This window comes from Viridibacillus sp. FSL H8-0110 (assembly GCF_038003565.1).
In the GTDB taxonomy this organism is placed as follows: domain Bacteria; phylum Bacillota; class Bacilli; order Bacillales_A; family Planococcaceae; genus Viridibacillus; species Viridibacillus arenosi.
On record NZ_JBBOPJ010000001.1, the window covers coordinates 3907779 to 3925685 of the forward strand.

The 17907-nt window shown below is 36.5% G+C and carries 20 protein-coding genes; 10 read left to right on the plus strand and 10 right to left on the minus strand.

Going from position 1 to position 17907, the window contains the following annotated elements:
- Nucleotides 1-189 precede the first annotated feature (189 nt).
- The gene (locus tag MHH98_RS19400; protein ID WP_038180139.1) at nucleotides 190-426 is read right to left on the minus strand and encodes a DUF1450 domain-containing protein; all 237 of its coding nucleotides are present in this window, start codon (nucleotides 424-426) and stop codon (nucleotides 190-192) included.
- A 226-nt stretch (nucleotides 427-652) separates the two neighbouring features.
- Between MHH98_RS19400 and MHH98_RS19405 the strand changes: the two genes are divergently transcribed.
- Nucleotides 653-1306, plus strand: a complete 654-nt coding sequence (locus tag MHH98_RS19405; RefSeq protein ID WP_038180141.1) for an RsfA family transcriptional regulator — start codon at nucleotides 653-655, stop codon at nucleotides 1304-1306.
- Between the two features lie 127 nt (nucleotides 1307-1433).
- Here MHH98_RS19405 and MHH98_RS19410 read toward each other — a convergent pair whose 3' ends face one another.
- Nucleotides 1434-2264, minus strand: a complete 831-nt coding sequence (locus tag MHH98_RS19410; RefSeq protein ID WP_076034281.1) for a lipoate--protein ligase family protein — start codon at nucleotides 2262-2264, stop codon at nucleotides 1434-1436.
- Nucleotides 2265-2425: 161 nt separating this feature from the next.
- Here MHH98_RS19410 and hemQ point away from each other — a divergent pair, with 161 nt between their 5' ends.
- Entirely contained in the window at nucleotides 2426-3178 is a 753-nt protein-coding gene (gene hemQ / locus MHH98_RS19415) for a hydrogen peroxide-dependent heme synthase (RefSeq protein ID WP_038180145.1), read from the plus strand.
- Nucleotides 3179-3538: 360 nt separating this feature from the next.
- Here hemQ and MHH98_RS19420 read toward each other — a convergent pair whose 3' ends face one another.
- Both MHH98_RS19420 and MHH98_RS19425 read right to left on the minus strand, forming a co-directional pair.
- Nucleotides 3539-4300 carry an HAD-IIB family hydrolase gene (locus tag MHH98_RS19420; RefSeq protein ID WP_038180154.1) on the minus strand — a complete coding sequence of 254 codons (762 nt, stop codon included), beginning with the start codon at nucleotides 4298-4300 and terminating at the stop codon, nucleotides 3539-3541.
- A gap of 45 nt (nucleotides 4301-4345) precedes the next feature.
- Nucleotides 4346-4813 (minus strand): YbaK/EbsC family protein, encoded by a 468-nt coding sequence (locus tag MHH98_RS19425; protein ID WP_235175680.1) that lies wholly within the window; start codon nucleotides 4811-4813, stop codon nucleotides 4346-4348.
- A gap of 96 nt (nucleotides 4814-4909) precedes the next feature.
- Here MHH98_RS19425 and MHH98_RS19430 point away from each other — a divergent pair, with 96 nt between their 5' ends.
- Nucleotides 4910-5329, plus strand: coding sequence for a cell wall hydrolase (locus MHH98_RS19430; RefSeq protein WP_038180160.1), 420 nt, complete (start codon nucleotides 4910-4912; stop codon nucleotides 5327-5329).
- 20 nt (nucleotides 5330-5349) lie between these two features.
- The gene (gerQ, locus tag MHH98_RS19435) at nucleotides 5350-5694 is read left to right on the plus strand and encodes a spore coat protein GerQ (RefSeq protein WP_038180162.1); all 345 of its coding nucleotides are present in this window, start codon (nucleotides 5350-5352) and stop codon (nucleotides 5692-5694) included.
- A 43-nt stretch (nucleotides 5695-5737) separates the two neighbouring features.
- Here the strand turns inward: gerQ and MHH98_RS19440 are convergent, their stop codons facing one another.
- The 5 genes from MHH98_RS19440 to MHH98_RS19460 form a co-directional block, all read right to left on the minus strand.
- A complete protein-coding gene (locus tag MHH98_RS19440) occupies nucleotides 5738-6796 on the minus strand; it encodes a beta-carotene 15,15'-monooxygenase (RefSeq protein WP_340709348.1) in 1059 nt (352 codons plus the stop codon).
- Nucleotides 6797-6911: 115 nt separating this feature from the next.
- A complete protein-coding gene (locus MHH98_RS19445) occupies nucleotides 6912-7289 on the minus strand; it encodes a DUF423 domain-containing protein (RefSeq protein WP_038180164.1) in 378 nt (125 codons plus the stop codon).
- A 21-nt stretch (nucleotides 7290-7310) separates the two neighbouring features.
- On the minus strand, nucleotides 7311-7619 hold the full coding sequence (locus MHH98_RS19450; protein WP_340709349.1) for a YwdI family protein: 309 nt from the start codon (nucleotides 7617-7619) through the stop codon (nucleotides 7311-7313).
- Nucleotides 7620-8143: 524 nt separating this feature from the next.
- A complete protein-coding gene (locus tag MHH98_RS19455) occupies nucleotides 8144-8821 on the minus strand; it encodes a uracil-DNA glycosylase (protein WP_038180178.1) in 678 nt (225 codons plus the stop codon).
- 5 nt (nucleotides 8822-8826) lie between these two features.
- Nucleotides 8827-9588 (minus strand): DUF4230 domain-containing protein, encoded by a 762-nt coding sequence (locus tag MHH98_RS19460; protein ID WP_038180181.1) that lies wholly within the window; start codon nucleotides 9586-9588, stop codon nucleotides 8827-8829.
- A gap of 189 nt (nucleotides 9589-9777) precedes the next feature.
- Here MHH98_RS19460 and MHH98_RS19465 point away from each other — a divergent pair, with 189 nt between their 5' ends.
- From MHH98_RS19465 to MHH98_RS19485, 5 genes are all read left to right on the plus strand, one after another.
- The gene (locus tag MHH98_RS19465) at nucleotides 9778-10041 is read left to right on the plus strand and encodes a hypothetical protein (RefSeq protein WP_038180183.1); all 264 of its coding nucleotides are present in this window, start codon (nucleotides 9778-9780) and stop codon (nucleotides 10039-10041) included.
- 145 nt (nucleotides 10042-10186) lie between these two features.
- Complete coding sequence (gene thiD / locus MHH98_RS19470; RefSeq protein WP_076034279.1) at nucleotides 10187-11020, plus strand: bifunctional hydroxymethylpyrimidine kinase/phosphomethylpyrimidine kinase; 834 nt, start codon at nucleotides 10187-10189, stop codon at nucleotides 11018-11020.
- A 352-nt stretch (nucleotides 11021-11372) separates the two neighbouring features.
- Nucleotides 11373-11723, plus strand: coding sequence for a YojF family protein (locus MHH98_RS19475; RefSeq protein WP_038180187.1), 351 nt, complete (start codon nucleotides 11373-11375; stop codon nucleotides 11721-11723).
- A 16-nt stretch (nucleotides 11724-11739) separates the two neighbouring features.
- Entirely contained in the window at nucleotides 11740-12435 is a 696-nt protein-coding gene (gene bshB2 / locus MHH98_RS19480; RefSeq protein WP_038180190.1) for a bacillithiol biosynthesis deacetylase BshB2, read from the plus strand.
- 186 nt (nucleotides 12436-12621) lie between these two features.
- Complete coding sequence (locus MHH98_RS19485; RefSeq protein WP_076034278.1) at nucleotides 12622-13977, plus strand: YjiH family protein; 1356 nt, start codon at nucleotides 12622-12624, stop codon at nucleotides 13975-13977.
- Between the two features lie 203 nt (nucleotides 13978-14180).
- Here MHH98_RS19485 and MHH98_RS19490 read toward each other — a convergent pair whose 3' ends face one another.
- Nucleotides 14181-16373, minus strand: a complete 2193-nt coding sequence (locus MHH98_RS19490; RefSeq protein ID WP_235175681.1) for an ATP-dependent helicase — start codon at nucleotides 16371-16373, stop codon at nucleotides 14181-14183.
- 168 nt (nucleotides 16374-16541) lie between these two features.
- Here MHH98_RS19490 and ilvA point away from each other — a divergent pair, with 168 nt between their 5' ends.
- Entirely contained in the window at nucleotides 16542-17804 is a 1263-nt protein-coding gene (gene ilvA / locus MHH98_RS19495) for a threonine ammonia-lyase IlvA (RefSeq protein WP_340713415.1), read from the plus strand.
- Nucleotides 17805-17907 lie beyond the last annotated feature (103 nt).

Sequence of the window (17907 nt, forward strand, 5' to 3'; positions counted from 1 at the left end):
TGAATTCACCATTCTACTACAACTTTAATTACAAGTATAAATGAAAAAACCACCTTTCGGAAAGGCGGCTAAAGTCTGACTTCAAGCTAGGAACTTAGTAAGTTTATGAACTAACTTCTTCTTTAATCAGCCTACAGTTTGTTGCTCTAATTACTATAATGATTGTCATATCAACATACTAATCGTCTTTTATAGACGATTTTGTGATTTTAATTTGGCGCGTACTTTTTCCATTAATTCCTCTTCCGTTAATGCAGCACAAGGACGATTATTTACGAATGCGAATGTTTTCTTTCGTCCAGGACCACAATATGACTGACATGCGATATCGACTGAAGCATCAGCATCGATTTCTTTTAATTTCGGGATTAATGTTTTTAAATTAACGGCCTGACATTCATCGCAAACTCGGAATTCGTTTGCCATCTGTCTACAACCCTTTCTATATTTGAATCTGAAGTCTAACAGTCATTGTATCGTATTTATAGCCGTTCCTTCAAGCTTATAATAGGTCATTGTCTCATAGCATTCTCTTTTCTTTTCGTTACAAAAGCCTTTATCACAACATCTAGCATAATATTTTGCAAGTTTGTGAATAAAAAATAGAGAAAGTGACCACGCTGAGACTATCAACATTATAGGAGGTTATAAAATGGTAAAAGTGAGACAAGATGCTTGGTTAAAAGAAAACGATGAATTATTAGCAGAAGCAGTTATTCGACATGTTAAAGAAGGAAGTACACAATTAAATGCCTTTGAAGAAGCGGGAGATGCCCTAAATCGTACTGCAGCAGCATGTGGATTCCGTTGGAATGCGGTCGTTCGCAAAATCTATGAAAATGAATTAGCAGGAGCTAAAAAGGAGCGCAAGGAGCGGATGCGTGTATTCGGACAAACCGTGCGTCGCCGAAATACAGGAATCTACGTCCTACCTACTAGTGGAAATAGTGAGAGTAATGGTGTCACTGAGCAACAACGTTCTATTCCACTATCATCGCTATCACTTGATGTTGTCATAGCTTATTTAATGCGCTTACAACATATGGGTAGTGGCAATGATTCTGAGACTACAAGATGGCGTCATTTGGCTAATGTGGCTAATGATAAGGTATCTCGCTTAGAAGCTGAACTTAACAAACTAGAGAAGGAGAATCGCCACATGCGCAAAGATTATGAGCAATTTGCTCAAATTATGAATCGCGCTCGTCGAATGATAACACTAGATGAAGAGGAAGAGCATATCGCTCCCGTCTTCACTATGGAACGCAACGGGAATTTAGTTGTTAAAGAACCGCCTACAAATTAATAGGGTTAATGAGAGGGTAGTATTTCACTAAGAGATTCTATCGCTACTCTTCTACTTCCTATACTCATCTTTTTTAATCCAATACTAAAACCCGGCCCGCTTGCGAGTCGGGTTAATTTTTTCTCTGTTATTCACTTAACATCTTTTTATTACGTTCAAACACGCGATTCAAATAGAAACTATAAAGTTCCATTTCTTCTTGCTGTAATGAACCTATTTTTAGTTCATCACTAAGTTCCATTAATAATTTTTGTAAATCTATAACGGTTTGTTGAACTGTCAATTTTTCATTTAAAAGTTCGGATAAGGAAGCCATAACTTCTGGACGTACTTGTGGATATTCAAATTTTGTCTGCTCATCCTGCAGACCTATTTTATAAAAATCTCTTATTAAACTGGCACGCTCTGCTCCACTGCCTTCTATGCATAGATAGATTTGGACGGCGATACCTTGACGCAATCTACGTTGTGAGATGCCTGCGAACTTCTTTCCACCTATACTTAAATCATAAGAACCTGGGCAGTATGAACCGATGATTTCATACGCTTCAATATGTTCTGCAGCTTTTGGAAATAATGCTTTGATGAGTTCTAACATCACTTCATAACCTGTATTAATATCGATTTTTGAATGCTGTTCAGACAGAACGATGGAAATATTCAAAACACCTGAATCTAACACAACTGCAAGCCCACCTGAGTTACGAACAATTGGTGTGAAACCTTTTACCTCCAAAAAATTCATACCTTCTGCAATATGTGGCAAACGATGGTCCTGAATGCCAAGTACAACTGAACGATCATGCACCCAGGTGCGGACTGTTGCTGGTGAGATGTCTTGGCCAACTAAATGGCACAATGTATCATCAGCGGCAAATGATTCTAATGGTGAGTGTCCAATACCACTCACGGATTGATCCCAAAAACGCCATGTTTTTTGCTGTAAGTATGTTAACATTTTTATTCTCCTGGACTATAATGTTTTCTTCACTAGCATACACGAATCGGTCAATTTTCTCATGTCAAATTCGTGACTTTCAAACAATAGAGAGACTTATTTTCTTTATTTATGCTAAACTAATGCAGAATGATTCTCACTAAAAGGAGTGTCCATACACAATGATTGAAGCAGCACAAACATTAGATGGTTGGTACGTATTACATGATTTCCGCTCAATTGACTGGGCTTCTTGGAAACTAGTTTCTGAAGAAGAGCGTCAAGCAGCGGTTGAAGAATTCATTAAATATCTAGAAAAAATTAACGAAGCTGACATTGCGAAAACAGGGAGCCATGCTTTCTACTCAATCGTAGGTCAAAAAGCAGATTTCGTACTTATGACATTACGCGAAACAATGGAAGAATTACAAGAGATTGAAACCGAATTCAACAAGTTAGCAATTGCTGATTTCACAATTCCTTCTTTCTCTTATGTTTCAGTAGTTGAGCTTTCAAACTACCTTGCTGGAAAAGACTCTGACGAAGATCCGTACCAAAATCCACATGTACGCTCTCGTTTATATCCTGAATTACCTCGTTGGAATCATATTTGTTTCTATCCAATGGATAAACGACGTCAAAAAGGCGCTAACTGGTATATGCTACCAATGGACGAGCGTAAAGAATTAATGCGCAGTCACGGTTTAATCGGCCGTAGCTATGCAGGTAAAGTTAAACAAATCATCTCAGGTTCTGTCGGTTTTGACGATCATGAATGGGGCGTTACTCTATTTGCTGAAGACGTATTGCAATTCAAAAAACTAATTTATGAGATGCGTTTTGATGAAGTAAGTGCTCGTTATGCAGAGTTCGGCGCATTCTTCGTTGGTAATATTTTGGACAACGAAAAATTAGTGAAATTCCTAACAGTTTAATTTTTTATCTTTAAATGAAAGCTCTTTATTTTATTGAGCTTTCTTTTTTTACGTTCATATGTGTCTTTTCACTTGAAACCTTTAAATGTACACTTTATTAAAACCTAAAATTTGGTGGATACGATATGCTGAGCTATAGATAATATGGATTGTTACATTAACATAATTTGGCAGGAATGACTGGAGTATGCTTGTCATGTGAATTGCATTCTTATTCTAGTCATTGGACCAAAATGTCGAATGGCCAACAGTCTTCCACAGTAGAACAAATAAAACAGCAAGCTCTTTAAATTGAATCGAAAGAGTTTGCTGTTTTGTGTGTCTCTTTACTTAATAGACATTATTTTTTCAGAAAACGTTTTATGCATATCGAACATTAAATTCTGCTAATTTCTCAATAATTTGCTGTTCAACATTAACATCATTTGTAATAGCTTCATCAGAATATGGAGCGAGTATCTCATGATGGCCTATCATAACAGCATGATGGGCATGTTCGAACATAGAGATATCATTAGTATCATTCCCAAATGCAATATAACTACCAGAAGAAATATTCAGTTGCTTCAAGGCACTCCATTTATGAATACCTGTTGGACTAATATCCAATATCCCCTCATCTCTATGTAAATGAATGATAACATCTAGTTGTTTCAAATCTTCATGAAGGGCTTCCATATTACACGAGGTCAGAATAAGTATTTTAATAATCGAACTTAGTTTTTCAAGCGGTTTCTTTTCTGCTAAATTATGAGGATTAAGATTATTTAATATCGGGTGATCTGCAGGTCCTGTATAAGCATAATCCCAGTCGCCATCAATTAAATACGTAGCTTGATATTTTTCTAATAATGCCTTTAACTTAACTAATATTGTTGGGCTAAATCGAGCTACTTGTTTAATATTTCCATTCTGACATATAAGTGAGCCATTCCCACCTATCATTTTATACCCATGAAATCTTTTATGCAGTACAGGCAATAAATCGCGTATCGGGCGTGCGGATGCAAAAACGACTTCATGTCCACTTGCTGTAAGTTGCTCTAAGCTTTGAAGAATAGGTTCTGTGACTGGTTGGCCTTTAAAACAAATCGTCCCATCCAAATCGAAAACAAAATGCATGTATGACACTTCTTTCTGTGAGGTTTCGTGAGTTTTGCCCTCTTATTATTTAACTGCGACAATTTTGCCGCCGGTGAGCTGTAAGAGTTCATCTGCAGTTAGCTGGAACACAGCCTTTGGATGACCCGCTGCTGCCCAAATTGTATCATATTGAAAAAGGTCCTCATCAATCAAAGTTAGAATTTCTGATACATGTCCGATGGGAGATACTCCCCCTATTACAAATCCTGTATGTTCACGAACAAATTCTGCATCAGCTTTACCAAGCTTGTCTTCTACAACTTTGGCAATATGCTTCTCATTTATACGATTAATACCACTTGCTACAACTAAAAGTGGAGTATTAGTATTTTTCATACGAAAAATGATCGATTTAGCAATTTGCGCAACCTTACATCCAATGGCATCTGCCGCTTCTTGTGCTGTACGTGCGCTATCAGGTAACTCTACTACTTCATTATCGAAACCTAACGATTGTAATTTTGTCTGAATCGCAAGTGCACTTTCCTTCATGAAATACATCTCCTAAATAGATATTTTTTTCATTATACACGAATAGGCGGTCTTAATTTCTTAATATTGCATATATTTTAATGAGGAGGTTTTGCGATGCCTGTTATACAATCGACAGAAAAACAACTAGAGTTACTAGCAAGGTTGATGCGAGCCGAGGCAGAAGGTGACGGTGAACTTGGAATGCTAATGGTTGGCAATGTCGGTGTAAATAGGGTACTTGCTAGCTGTCTCGACTTTACTGATATTCGAACAATTGAACAAATGGTTTTTCAAAGTCCAGGTGGATTTGAAGCAACGCAGAAAGGGTATTTTTATCAACGGGCACGCGAACAAGATAAACGTTTAGCGCGTAGAGTAATTAACGGCGAAAGATTCCACCCAGCAACGCGCTCGCTATGGTTTTTCATGCCTGAGGGTGGCTGTCCTGCTCAATGGTATGGTCAATGGAATACTGGGCGTTTTAAGTCGCATTGCTTCTTCGCACCAAGTGAAAGTGATTGTCCGCAAATTTAACTGTTAGAAAGGATGAATGAATGGTCCAGTATTATTGGACACCTAGCTATCAACAACAAATGACTCCTCCCCCAGTGACAATTCCGAGTGGTAGACCACCAGGTTTTCCACAGCGTGAGGAATCTTATATTGAAAACATTTTACGACTAAATCGTGGGAAGCCGGGGAATTTTCACTTTTCGTTTGAGCATGCAGTAGAAGCTGGCAAAAATACGATTAACGTACGCGGTGTCGTGGAGGCGGCTGGGCGCGATCATGTCATTTTACGTGATCTCAGAACGAATCACCGATATCTCTTCCCAATGATCTACTTTGATTATGCAGAATTCGATGAGGAATTAGCTTATTTTAATCAATCTCAGTAAATAGCAAAACCCTTCCATATAAGTCGGAAGGGTTTTTGGCTTTTTATTCATTAATTAAACGCTGTTGCAATGCTTGTTTGAATGCTATTGGGTCATCAAGACGAATAGCGACTCGTGTATATTGCTTTTTAAAACCGATTAACAAAGATGCCGTACATGGTTTTTTTAATTCTAAAATCATATGTGGGTGCACTTCTTCAAAGTCTCTTGCAACAAATTCAATCGTTTTTTTAGCATTAAGCTTTTTCTCGAGTTCTTCTTGATCAGTTGTGATTGACTTAATATCGTCTAATGAAAGTTCCATTTGTTTTACAAGACCTAATGACAAATATAATTTCTGCTCTTTTAGACGTACTGGATTCAAACGTACTGCTTGTATATCTCCAAGAAAGAAAATAACGCTATATACGTTCAATATGAGTAGGATAATGGAAAGAATCATTGATTTTTCATGAAGCCACCAATGGATGCCTAATGTTTCGATTACTATCGCATGTATTAGCATAATTTGAAAGGCAAGTAGACTAGATTTTTTGTGTAAAGTGAAGGTGTTAGATGTTACTGGAATAGGCTTTTTCCATGAAGCAAAGGCATAATAAAACATAAGTAAATCTGAGATAATCATTTGTACAATTCGTTGCTTAGATACCTTTTTTTGAACAGCTTTTGGAAAGGCAAACAATAAACTTTCATCATAGGTTCGTACTTCTCGAATGACAGCAGGCATGAGGAAAAATAGTAATCCAATCAAACTGAGCTCAAGTAAAATTATAGAGCCTTCTATTGCAAAACCTACATAAGAGAACCCGACAAATGGCGCAAGATGATGGGGTGGTATTAATAGCTTTGCGAAAATTAATCCGCCTGCCATTAACATTATGAAACGTTTAATAGTAAATTTATTTTTTCGATCGATTGCGATGATTAATAACGGTGTGACAATTGCAAAATCAAAAAGACTCCCTAGAATAACACTTTTTGTTTCCTCTGATAAAAAAATTTCTGACAATGGCGTCCGATATAATGCAAAGTTCGTTGCAAGAACAAGTAAAAGTAACGCCATCCAAATATAGCTTTTTATATCTCTTTGGCTTACTACCATTTCATCACCTCATCTTCTATATTTTATTAAAAAAATAATACGTATTTTTAATAAAGTACCGACCTTTACTAAAAAATCCTACCTGATAAATTAGCAAGTAGGATTTCTTTCAAAATTAAACATGTTTAAGAGTTGCTAGAATAACCATTACCCAAGCAGCTAAGAATAGAACTCCACCAATTGGTGTAATAGCCCCTAAAACGCCAACACCTGTTAAGCACAGAACATATAAGCTACCTGCAAAAAATACGATCCCTGCAAGCATTAAATAACCTGCACGTGAAAGTTGTGTAACTGGTCCTATTAATGACGAACTCATTAATATGCCGATTGCGATTAATCCTAATGCATGGAACATTTGATACTGTACAGCTGTATCCCATACGGCTGCATAATGATCGGATAATTTCCCCTCAAGTGCATGTGCTCCAAAAGCACCTAGTGCCACTGCGATGAATGCGTTCACAGCTCCTGAAATAATAAAAAATCTCATTTTCTTTTGACACTTCCTTTTCTAAAAATCAAAAATCGAGTCACCATTTGCATCCTCTTCATGAAGCTTGTTTGTAGTAATGGAAGCCGGTATCTGGGTCTGCATCATCTGTTGTGATGGTTGTATATTCTGTGATTGAATTACTTGGCTAGTTTGCATGTCAAGTGGTCTTGATGGTCTTGCTATAGTTTCTGAAGATTTAGCTAGCACTACATCGCATAACGCTCGAACCGCAGAAAGCGCTTCACGAATTTCCTGCTCATTTTGAGCATGCTTTGCCTGCAATAAATATTTGTCAATTTCAGTAACAATTAATTCATGAGAAATCATTAGATGTTCCCTCCCTGCTTCAGCTCAAATTTCAAACACTCAAGACCCGAGGACCTTTTTACAATTACAGAAGGTAGCTCCTTACTTTTGAATTGGTATGCTCGACAACCTCTAGGACTTCTTTGATCCCAAGTCACATAGAAATGCCTACATTTAAAACAACTCTCTTGCATGACGCTCCCCCTCTTCATACTTCACTTTACCATGATTATATCAAACCATAAAGTGACGTGTTTTTGACTTTAATGCTGAAGACGTTCATTAAGAGTAGGAAGACAGTTAGTGAGGGTGATTGTTGCTCTAAGTTAGTTGTTTGTTGCAGTAACTCCGACCTTTGTTGCACTGACTCTGCTGTTTGTTGCGCTAACTAGCACCTTTGTTATTTAGCTGAATATTCACGTCTTCAAAACCTTAATTCTCCACTTTTTATATCAACTCTAGTACTAGTAATTCACCTGCATTTCTCAAACCCTATACTCAAAAATAAAAACCGTTCTCCACAAAAAGAACGGTTTTTCATATGGTTATTTCGTTAAATCAAAATCTATTGGTGATACTCCCCACTCTCGGAGCTGTGCATTGATTTTGGAATACGGTTTACTACCGAAAAATCCTCGATATGAACTAAGCGGACTTGGATGAGGTGCTTCGATAATAGCATGGCGGCTTGTATCAATCAGTCGTTTTTTTTGTTGTGCTGGTTTACCCCAAAGGACGAATATAATAGGTTGTTCACGGTCTGATAGTTTTTGAATAACTGTGTCTGTAAACTGCTCCCAGCCTTGCTTTTTATGTGAATGAGCTTGTCCTTCACGCACCGTTAAGACGGTGTTTAACATAAGCACGCCTTGCTCTGCCCATTTAGTTAATGTCCCGTCTAATGGAATCGGAAAGCCTAAATCCGACTCCATTTCCTTTAGCATATTTTTTAAACTTGGTGGATGCTTCACACCTCGTTTCACTGAAAAGCTCAATCCATGTGCTTGCCCTGCTCCGTGATAAGGATCTTGCCCTAATATGACAACTTTCACATCATTGTATGGTGTATAACGAAAAGCGTTCCATATCTCCGCTTTGGGAGGGTAATTCGTTCGTGTCGCATATTCATTTTCTAAAAAATCCTGAAGCTGTAAAAAATAAGGCTGATTAAATTCTGTACTGAGTACTCGCTGCCAATCGTTGTCTAAAATTTGCTTTGTCATCTTTTCTACTCCTTAAATTCCACTGTCACATCATATCCGACAAGTGCAAACATATCAGCGACAGAACTTTGCGCATTACTTTTTGCTGTATCAATAACCCCTTGAGTGGTTGCTTCTTCAATCATTAGTTTCTTTGCTTCTTTAGCAAGTTCATATGCTTCGCTAATATCTGCTTTTTCTCGGAACAGGCCTTCACTTGAAAAGACTTGAACATGATCAAAGTCTATTTGAGGCTCCCCTAGTATTTTTGCACTTGGCAATGTAATCGTAGCTATTTTCTTCTCTTCATTTAATTCAATATCTTTTTCGGTAATCTTTGAAAAGTCTACACCTGCTTTAACGCCACCAGGTATAACAACTAATAATTCTCTTTTAGTTCCAGGTAAGTTTAAGCCAATCTCTTTACCGAAAAGTTTATTGTCAGAACGTTCAATCATAATCTTTGTATATGCCTCTGCTGTTGTTAGTTCATTTAAATTTTGAATTCGTTCCATGATTGAACCTTTATTTTCTGTGAATGTACTTCCTTTAATAATGTTCATAGTTGCAATCGGAATGATAATTAATAGCGCTAGGACAATTATAGTTGCCCATACATACCATTGCATAAAGAACTTAGGTATAAAAAATTTCCGAATAAAACCCTTTTTTCTATCTTTCCTATAGTAAAGAGACTCTGAAGAATCAAGAATTGTGGCAGATTGTTCTTCTGACTTTAACTCTTTTAACATCTTCTCAAGCTCTCGTATTTTCTTATTTGAAGTCACCTTAATCCCTCTCTTCTATTAATCTAAAAGGAATTTACTATTCCTGATATTCAATTCGACATTATTCTACTATGTTCACTCCTATTATAAAAGTTTCTGCGCTATTAATACAGTCGATTGAATTTGGTGATTAACGGAAATATTATTTAAAACCGTTTTAGAGTAATATAATGGAAAGGAGTTGGTGGAATGGCTGATTTACAATGGCGAGAAAAGGTGAAAAGAATTACGAATGTAGCTGAAAGTGGCCAGCACGTGCCGGAGCAGGCAAAATCGTTTGGCATGGGTTGTTTTTATATATTCTTTGCTATTATTATTTTACTTTTTATATTTTTATTAATTGGATTTATACAAAAGGGTCATTACATAGCAGCTACCATTGTAGGTTTACTTTGTTTAGGTGGGATTATTATTATACGAAGAATTATAAATGCAGATCGGTTACCTAAATAGAAATCCAAACTGACCTTATTAAAAAGTTGGTTTTTGACCATTTCATTCTAGCCAGTTAATTCGTTATAATAGGACTATTCAATTACATTTTTTATATTCGGAAAGTTTAATAAAATAAGTTTTTTCATAAAAGGAGTCTTTTTCTATGTCACTAAAAAAAACACTAACAATTGCCGGCACCGATGCTTCTGGTGGTGCAGGTTTACAAGCTGATTTAAAAACTTTCCAAGAGCATGGCACATACGGTATGTGTGCAGTGACTGTTGTTGCTACAATGGATCCAGACAATAACTGGTCTCATGGTGTATATACATTACCAATCGATGTTCTTAAGGCTCAGCTAAAAACAACTCTTTCTACAGGCATTGATGCAGTAAAAACAGGGATGATTTCTACTGAAGAAGCTATTCAAGTAGCTGGTGAAGCAATTGCAAACTCTGGCACATCAAACGTTGTTATTGATCCAGTAATGGTATGTAAAGGTGAAGATGAGGTTTTAAATCCAGGAAACGTTGAAGCTATGATTAAATACCTTATTCCACAAGCACTTGTTACAACACCAAATCTTTTTGAAGCTGGACAATTGGCTGGAACAGGTACACCAAAAACAATTGAAGAAATGAAAGTCGCAGCACAAAAAATCCATGAACTTGGTGCTAAAAACGTTATCATCAAAGGCGGTAAAGCGTTGCAACATGAAAAAGCTATCGACCTATTCTCAGATGGTGAAAAATTCATCCTTCTTGAAGCCGATAAAGTAGATACTACTTATAACCATGGTGCTGGTTGTACTTTTGCTGCTGCTATTACAGCTAACCTAGCAAACGGTTTATCTGTAAAAGAAGCTGTTTTCGAATCAAAAGCTTTCGTTGCTGCTGCAATTGAACATGGCTGGAAATTAAATCAATTCGTTGGCCCTGTTATGCATGGTGCAAAAGGTGTTTACGGTACTCCGAAAATCACTACTACTGAAGTTTAATATCGAATAATAGATCCTTCGCAATTTCATTAATTGCGGAGGTTTTTTATGTATATCTTTTCAGATTTAAACGATGTCTAAGAATTTATGATGGGACAACAGTTCTTTATGCAAAAAAAGCAGTACTTTTTATATAAACAGGTTGTCCTTATTTAAAAGAACATAATAATAAACCATACACTTTTAGATAAAGAAACAATTTTTCCTTACTCTACTTCTATAGATACAACTTTCAGCTTAATTCTTACAAAGCATATAAAGAAAATATAATTTTTGAGCTTTCGAATCGCATTCGTAGGAATTTTTCTCTATACTAGAGAATAGATTGCTAGCTGTTGGAAGGAGAATTTAAATGGAAATAGTACAAATAGAAAAGCTTCAACAACTTCTTAATTCCTTTGCGAATAAAGATGTTTATATACATTTAGAGACAACCAACGGGGCTTATGCCTCTCATTTCAATGAAAAAGTATTCAACGCTGGTGCATTTATCCGTAACGTTAAACTTCAATATGAATTGGGTAAAGTTACAGCAGATGTTCCTCACCGTGTTGGTTTGAAAATGGCTCATGGCTGGGTTTATGCTCAAGGTATTACTCACTTTGAAATAGATGAACAAAATCGTCTGTTAATGGCTGGACATGACTATGACGGTAAATTAGCAGTAGCACTTGAAATTAGCGAAACACCATTTACTTATTAATTAAGGAGAGATTCAGATGACACTACAACCTGAGCGACACGTACTTGTCGTATTCCCCCATCCTGATGATGAAGCATTTGGTGTTTCTGGCACCATCTCAACTTATGTCAATCAAGGTACCCCTGTCACATATGCATGTTTAACACTTGGCGAAATGGGACGTAATCTTGGAAATCCCCCATTCGCGACACGTGAGACTTTACCTTTAGTCCGTAAAAAAGAATTAATCGCTTCATGCGAAGCAATGGGCGTTACAGATTTACGTATGATGGGCTTACGTGATAAAACAGTAGAATTTGAAGATGATGAAAAAATGGTACAAATGATGACTGGTTTAATCGATGAATTGAATCCATCATTAATTATCACATTCTATCCAAATTACGCTGTTCACCCTGATCATGAAGCAACTGCTCGTGCTGTTGTGCGTGCTGTACGTCGTATGCCTGTTGAACAACGTCCGAAGTTACATGCTGTAGCATTTGCAAATAATACCGGCGAAGGTCTTGGAGAACCGGATATTGTCAATAATATTCGTGACGTACGCGAGCAAAAACTTGGCTCAATGCGCGCTCATATTTCTCAAACTGCTTGGATGCTTGAAGAAAATGAAAAGCGTCTAGAAGCAGGTGAACCAGAAGCTGAGAACTGGTTAACTTATGAACGTTTCTTCAGCTATCGCTGGCATGAAGATTTTGAAGATCAATTTTAAACGAATAACTCCACCCCTGTCCGGCAAAAAATGGACAGGGGCTTTTTTATTTTTCATAAGTAAATAAAAGGATTCACATTTGTTATTGTCTGAAAAGTACGTCTTTTACCTAAACTATTTACATCTGAATGTAAACTCTTTATGATGAATAAATATTCAACTATAAAACGAGGTATTTAATATAAAATGAAAAAATTCCCTATATCTACTTGGCTATTATTTATAATCCCGTCACTGATTGGCGTATTCTTATTTATGACGCCACTTAAGACAGCTGACGGCTGGAAGGTTCCTATTGCGATTTTGGCCAATTTACTTGCTGGATCTTTAGTTTCATTCATTTCCTGGTTCACAGTTATCGTATTTTTCATCGCAGCATTAGGCTCAGTTGCTTATCACTTTATTCCGCAAAAGAATCCTGAGAAACCTACAATGTTTGATGGAATATTCCGTGTAAATTGGTTTTGGACAATCGCACGTGTACTTGGTTTTGTCTTTGCATTAATGGTTGTACAAGATTTCGGTCCGAGCGTAATCCGTAATGAAAACACAGGTGGACTGTTAATGGATCCAGACGGTGGTCTTGTGACTTTCCTATTCACGATTTTCTTATTCGCAGGCCTACTGCTTCCATTTTTAACTGAATTCGGTTTACTTGAATTCTTCGGTACAATGATGGTTAAAATTATGCGACCATTATTCAAAATTCCTGGACGTTCTTCTATTGATGCATTAGCTTCTTGGATAGGCGATGGTACAATTGGTGTCCTTTTAACTAGTCGTCAATATGAAGAAGGCAACTATACACAAAAGGAATCAGCGATTATCGCGACTTCATTTTCAATTGTATCAATCACATTTTGTATAGTTGTAATTGATACCGTACATTTAGGTGAATACTTCATTCCATTTTACGGTGCGGTTGTTCTTTGTGGTTTAGTATTAGCATTAATCATGCCACGTATATACCCCCTTTGTAAGAAAAAGAACACGTATATCAATGGAAAACCACTTGACCTTGAGCGCGAGAAATTGCCAGAAGGTTATAATATGATTACACATGGTTTAGAAAATGCATTAAATACAGCTGAACGTAATCGTAATTTCAGTAAATTTTTCGTAGATGGTTTTAAAAACGTTTTAGATATGTGGTTTGGTGTTGCACCGATCGTTATGGCATTTGGTACTGTAGCGTTAATACTTGCCGAGTTCACTGGAATATTCACTTTCTTAGGGAAGCCATTCGAACCGATTTTAACAGTGCTAGGTTTACCTGAAGCTGCTGAAGCAGCACAAACTATGGTTGTTGGTTTTGCAGATATGTTTTTACCTACTATTCTTGGTTCTGGTATTGAGTCAGACTTAACACGCTTTGTCATAGCAGGTGTTTCTGTTTCACAGTTAATTTACATGTCAGAGGTTGGTGGCTTAATTCTTGGTACGAAGATTCCTCTTAACTTTTTCGAGTTAATGATTATTTTCTTATTACGTACTTTGATTTCTCTACCAATTATTGCTGGTATCGGACATTTAATTTTTTAATCATAAAAGCAGGACCATCTTATTTAAAAGACGGTCCTGCTTATTTATTTAACTACCGTTTTATATATTAAGTAACCGATAGTCAATCTTTTCCGCATTCGTAAAGCACTTTATTTTTAGATAATTTATTTTTAATACCAATTACTAATTTTAAAAATAAGTTGATAAAATTTTCTATTTTGGAAGCCACAAATAGATACCTGTTATTCTATATTACAAAGAAACCCTTGTTTCAAGCATATATCGATCATAAATTTTTTATAACCTACAGATTCAAATTCAACACCAATAGCTTGTCCACTTAACTCTCGTATTTCTCCTTTACCAAAAACATGATGCTCTACATAACTATTCAATTGCAAATCTTCTTTTTTAGTAATGGCATTTACGGGAATATCTCTAGAAGGTTTACTTTTTAGATAACCAACCTCCTTTTTCACTAACTCTTTTCCTTTTACTAAACGCCGTACTTGTTTTAAAAACTGAGACTCCTCTACATGTTCGTCGTCTTTTAAATGATAAGTAAGCAATTCTAAATGCTTGCGTGCACGAGTCATCCCAACGTAGAAGAGACGGGCAGCTTCTTCTATTGGTTCGCTATTATCTTCGTCCTGTTGTTTTAAATCATCTTTTGAAGGAATAATACCATCAACTAGATCAATCATATACACGTTGTCATACTCAAGCCCCTTTGCACTATGCAAAGTAGATAAAGTAACTACATCACGCCCTTTGTTTGACCAAGACGTTTTCATAATTTCCTCTAACTCTTTTAAGCGTCTTGCGAATGCTTCAAGATTTGGTATACCTACCGCAATATGCTCTAGTTGATTTAGAATACCTAATAATCCTTCCTCATTGAAGCCAAGGTGCTCAGCCGTGTTACGAATCGATTTTTCATATCCTAGATTTTTACGGATGATTTTAATCGCTTCTTCTGGATCTAGTATATTTATCTTTTTAATTAACTTCTTCGTTTTATTCAATGCCTGCTCCTGATAATCTGCGTGTCGAACCGTTTGGAGCTGATCAAAAACTGAAGTTTTGTCATTATTATTTTTTAAATACATCATTTGTTTTTTCGTAATATATGCATTCATCTTCGTATGGACTTTCTCAAGAATGTCTACACGTGAATCATTATAGGAAAGGCGCATGAAATTGATAATATCTTCTACAATCCAATGTCGGAAAAATTTCAAATCTACGTCTTTCATATAGAATGGCAAACCTGCTTTATTTAACTTATCCACTAATCGGATGGCCGAAGAATTATTACGGTATAAGATCGCCGTTTCTTTCGGATTACTACTTTTCTCAATTTCTTGAATGATGTAGTTCAGTTGTAACTCATAGCGCTGCATATTGTGGATTTCAATTGATTCACCAGATGGATTTTCCGTGAACATTTCCTTCGTATAACGCTTTGGGTTTCTTTTGATGAAGTCATTTGCTATTTTCACGATTTCTGGTGTGGAGCGATAGTTTTGAGTCATTGTTAAAATCTTTGCTTGAGGATAATTCTTTTCAAATTCTAATAACTTTTGGACATCCGATCCACGCCACATGAAAATAGATTGGTCATCATCAGCTACAACGCAAAGATTATTTTGTGGTTTTGCTAAAATCGTAATAATTTCATGCTGAATAACGGAATTATCCTGACTTTCATCCGTTAAAATATATTCAAAACGGCGCTGATATTTCGTTCGAATTTGCTCATCGTCTTGTAAAATACGTAAACAGTACGTGAGCATATCGTCAAAATCTAAGAGTGGATATTGCGGGTTTTGAGTTTTGAATTGTTCATACGCTTTATACATATCGGCTATGCCTGAGATGGAGGATTTTACGGTACTTAGCTGCTTACTTGAAAGCATACGATTCTTTACATAGCTGATATAAGTAAGGAGCTCATCCATTTCATCTTCAGTTGGATTTGTATCCTTTATCTCCGTAAATATATTTCGAAGAATTATTTTTTTATGAAGTGGGACGTCATTGCCCCCCTCCACTAGTTGAAAATTTATGCGTTGCTTTGCAAAGTATTCTCGTACTACTTGAAAAGCAAAGCTATGAATAGTAGAGAAATGAACCTTTTCATGCGTCAGTTTGCCAAAGAATTGGTCGAAGCGCTGTGCCATATCTTGTGCGGAGGCTTTACTAAACGTAATGGCTAAAATCGCACGTGCTGGTATTTTCTTTACTAATAATAGATAGCCAATTTTCATATTCAAAGTTGTCGTTTTTCCTGAACCGGGTGATGCTAACAATAGCAATGGACCATCAGAATATCGAACTGCCTGTTTTTGTACATCATTTAAAGAAACACCCGTATGTTGTTGCATTTTATCAAAGAAATTCATTTGTACTCGTAATCCTTTCCGTTCATTCATACTGTTCTTTTTATTATAACTGAAAGCTAGTTGGAAACGCTTTTTTGCCCGCTCAAACGATAAGTAACGAAACATTTAGAATTAACTTAATATTTAGTCCATTCAGCTTGAATAATATGTTAAAATGAATAAATGCATTTTAAGGAATCGGAGGTTAGACGAATAATTATGACAGTATCAGATGTGAAGACCGTTCAGGTGGAAAATGTACTAATTGCTTATCAATTTTTAAAAGATGTTGTTGCACACACACCATTACAAAAAAATGAATATTTATCTGAAAAGTATGGTTGTACCGTTTATTTAAAACGTGAAGACTTGCAACATGTACGTTCTTTTAAACTACGAGGTGCCTATTATAAAATTAAAAGTATCGAGAATGATGCAAGAGAAAAAGGTGTTGTTTGTGCAAGTGCAGGCAACCACGCGCAAGGCGTTGCATATGCGTGTGCAAATTTAGGAATCCGTGGGCACATTTTCATGCCAACAACTACTCCTTCTCAAAAAATAGAACAAGTGAAAATGTTTGGACGTGAATTTGTAGAGGTTATTTTGTCAGGCGATACTTTTGATGATTCTGCTAGAAGTGCGCAGGCATTTTCAAAGGCTGAAGAACATATTTTCATTCACCCATTCGATGATATAGATGTAATCTCGGGACAAGGCACCGTTGCCGTAGAAGTGATGAATGATATTGAAGAGCCGATTGACTATGTATTTGGTAGTATTGGTGGAGGCGGCTTAATTGCCGGTGTATCTGCCTATATTAAAAACCTTTCCCCTCAAACTAAAATTATCGGGGTTGAGCCCGGTGGTGCTGCGAGTATGAAAGCAGCTTTTGCTAACGGTGGTCCTGTTGCCTTAGATCATATCGAAAAATTTGTTGATGGTGCTGCTGTACAACGTGTTGGCGACACTACATATGCACTTTGCAAAAAGTATGTCGATGATATTATTGCCGTTCCTGAAGGTAAAGTGTGTACGACCATTTTAAGCTTGTACAATAAGCATGCAATTATTGCTGAACCAGCGGGCGCTTTACCAGTTGCGGCACTGGATGCTTATCAAAACCAGATTAAAGGGAAATCCGTAGTCTGTATTATTAGCGGTGGTAACAATGATATCGGTCGTATGCAAGAAATTAAAGAGAAATCCTTAATCCATGAAGGTCTGTTATACTATTTCATCGTCAATTTCCCACAACGTGCAGGTGCACTTCGTCAGTTCCTTGGTGAAGTACTTGGTCCAGATGATGATATTACAACATTTGAATATACGAAGAAAAACAATAAAGAAAGTGGTCCAGCACTTGTAGGCATCGAGTTAAAACGTCCTGAAGATTATGCTGGTTTACTTAGCCGTATGAAACTTAACGGTTTCTCATTTAAAGAAGTGAACAATGATAGTACGTTATTTGCTCTATTAGTTTAATATCCATAAAAAATGGAATCTTCTGAGTGTAGAAGACTCCATTTTTTTATTCTCTGCTTTCCAAGGAAGGCAATCATTAGTTCTTCATTTATAAATAAACCAT

Coding starts and splice junctions, on each gene's coding strand:
- MHH98_RS19405 (WP_038180141.1), top strand. CDS start 653: ATGGTAAAAGTGAGACAAGATGCTTGGTTAAAAGAAAACGATGAATTA.
- MHH98_RS19490 (WP_235175681.1), bottom strand. CDS start 16,373: ATGAATGAACGGAAAGGATTACGAGTACAAATGAATTTCTTTGATAAA.
- MHH98_RS19410 (WP_076034281.1), bottom strand. CDS start 2,264: ATGTTAACATACTTACAGCAAAAAACATGGCGTTTTTGGGATCAATCC.
- gerQ (WP_038180162.1), top strand. CDS start 5,350: ATGGTCCAGTATTATTGGACACCTAGCTATCAACAACAAATGACTCCT.
- MHH98_RS19465 (WP_038180183.1), top strand. CDS start 9,778: ATGGCTGATTTACAATGGCGAGAAAAGGTGAAAAGAATTACGAATGTA.
- bshB2 (WP_038180190.1), top strand. CDS start 11,740: ATGACACTACAACCTGAGCGACACGTACTTGTCGTATTCCCCCATCCT.
- MHH98_RS19485 (WP_076034278.1), top strand. CDS start 12,622: ATGAAAAAATTCCCTATATCTACTTGGCTATTATTTATAATCCCGTCA.
- MHH98_RS19450 (WP_340709349.1), bottom strand. CDS start 7,619: ATGATTTCTCATGAATTAATTGTTACTGAAATTGACAAATATTTATTG.
- MHH98_RS19430 (WP_038180160.1), top strand. CDS start 4,910: ATGCCTGTTATACAATCGACAGAAAAACAACTAGAGTTACTAGCAAGG.
- MHH98_RS19425 (WP_235175680.1), bottom strand. CDS start 4,813: ATGAAGGAAAGTGCACTTGCGATTCAGACAAAATTACAATCGTTAGGT.
- hemQ (WP_038180145.1), top strand. CDS start 2,426: ATGATTGAAGCAGCACAAACATTAGATGGTTGGTACGTATTACATGAT.
- MHH98_RS19445 (WP_038180164.1), bottom strand. CDS start 7,289: ATGAGATTTTTTATTATTTCAGGAGCTGTGAACGCATTCATCGCAGTG.
- MHH98_RS19440 (WP_340709348.1), bottom strand. CDS start 6,796: ATGGTAGTAAGCCAAAGAGATATAAAAAGCTATATTTGGATGGCGTTA.
- MHH98_RS19475 (WP_038180187.1), top strand. CDS start 11,373: ATGGAAATAGTACAAATAGAAAAGCTTCAACAACTTCTTAATTCCTTT.
- MHH98_RS19420 (WP_038180154.1), bottom strand. CDS start 4,300: ATGCATTTTGTTTTCGATTTGGATGGGACGATTTGTTTTAAAGGCCAA.
- MHH98_RS19400 (WP_038180139.1), bottom strand. CDS start 426: ATGGCAAACGAATTCCGAGTTTGCGATGAATGTCAGGCCGTTAATTTA.
- thiD (WP_076034279.1), top strand. CDS start 10,187: ATGTCACTAAAAAAAACACTAACAATTGCCGGCACCGATGCTTCTGGT.
- MHH98_RS19455 (WP_038180178.1), bottom strand. CDS start 8,821: ATGACAAAGCAAATTTTAGACAACGATTGGCAGCGAGTACTCAGTACA.
- ilvA (WP_340713415.1), top strand. CDS start 16,542: ATGACAGTATCAGATGTGAAGACCGTTCAGGTGGAAAATGTACTAATT.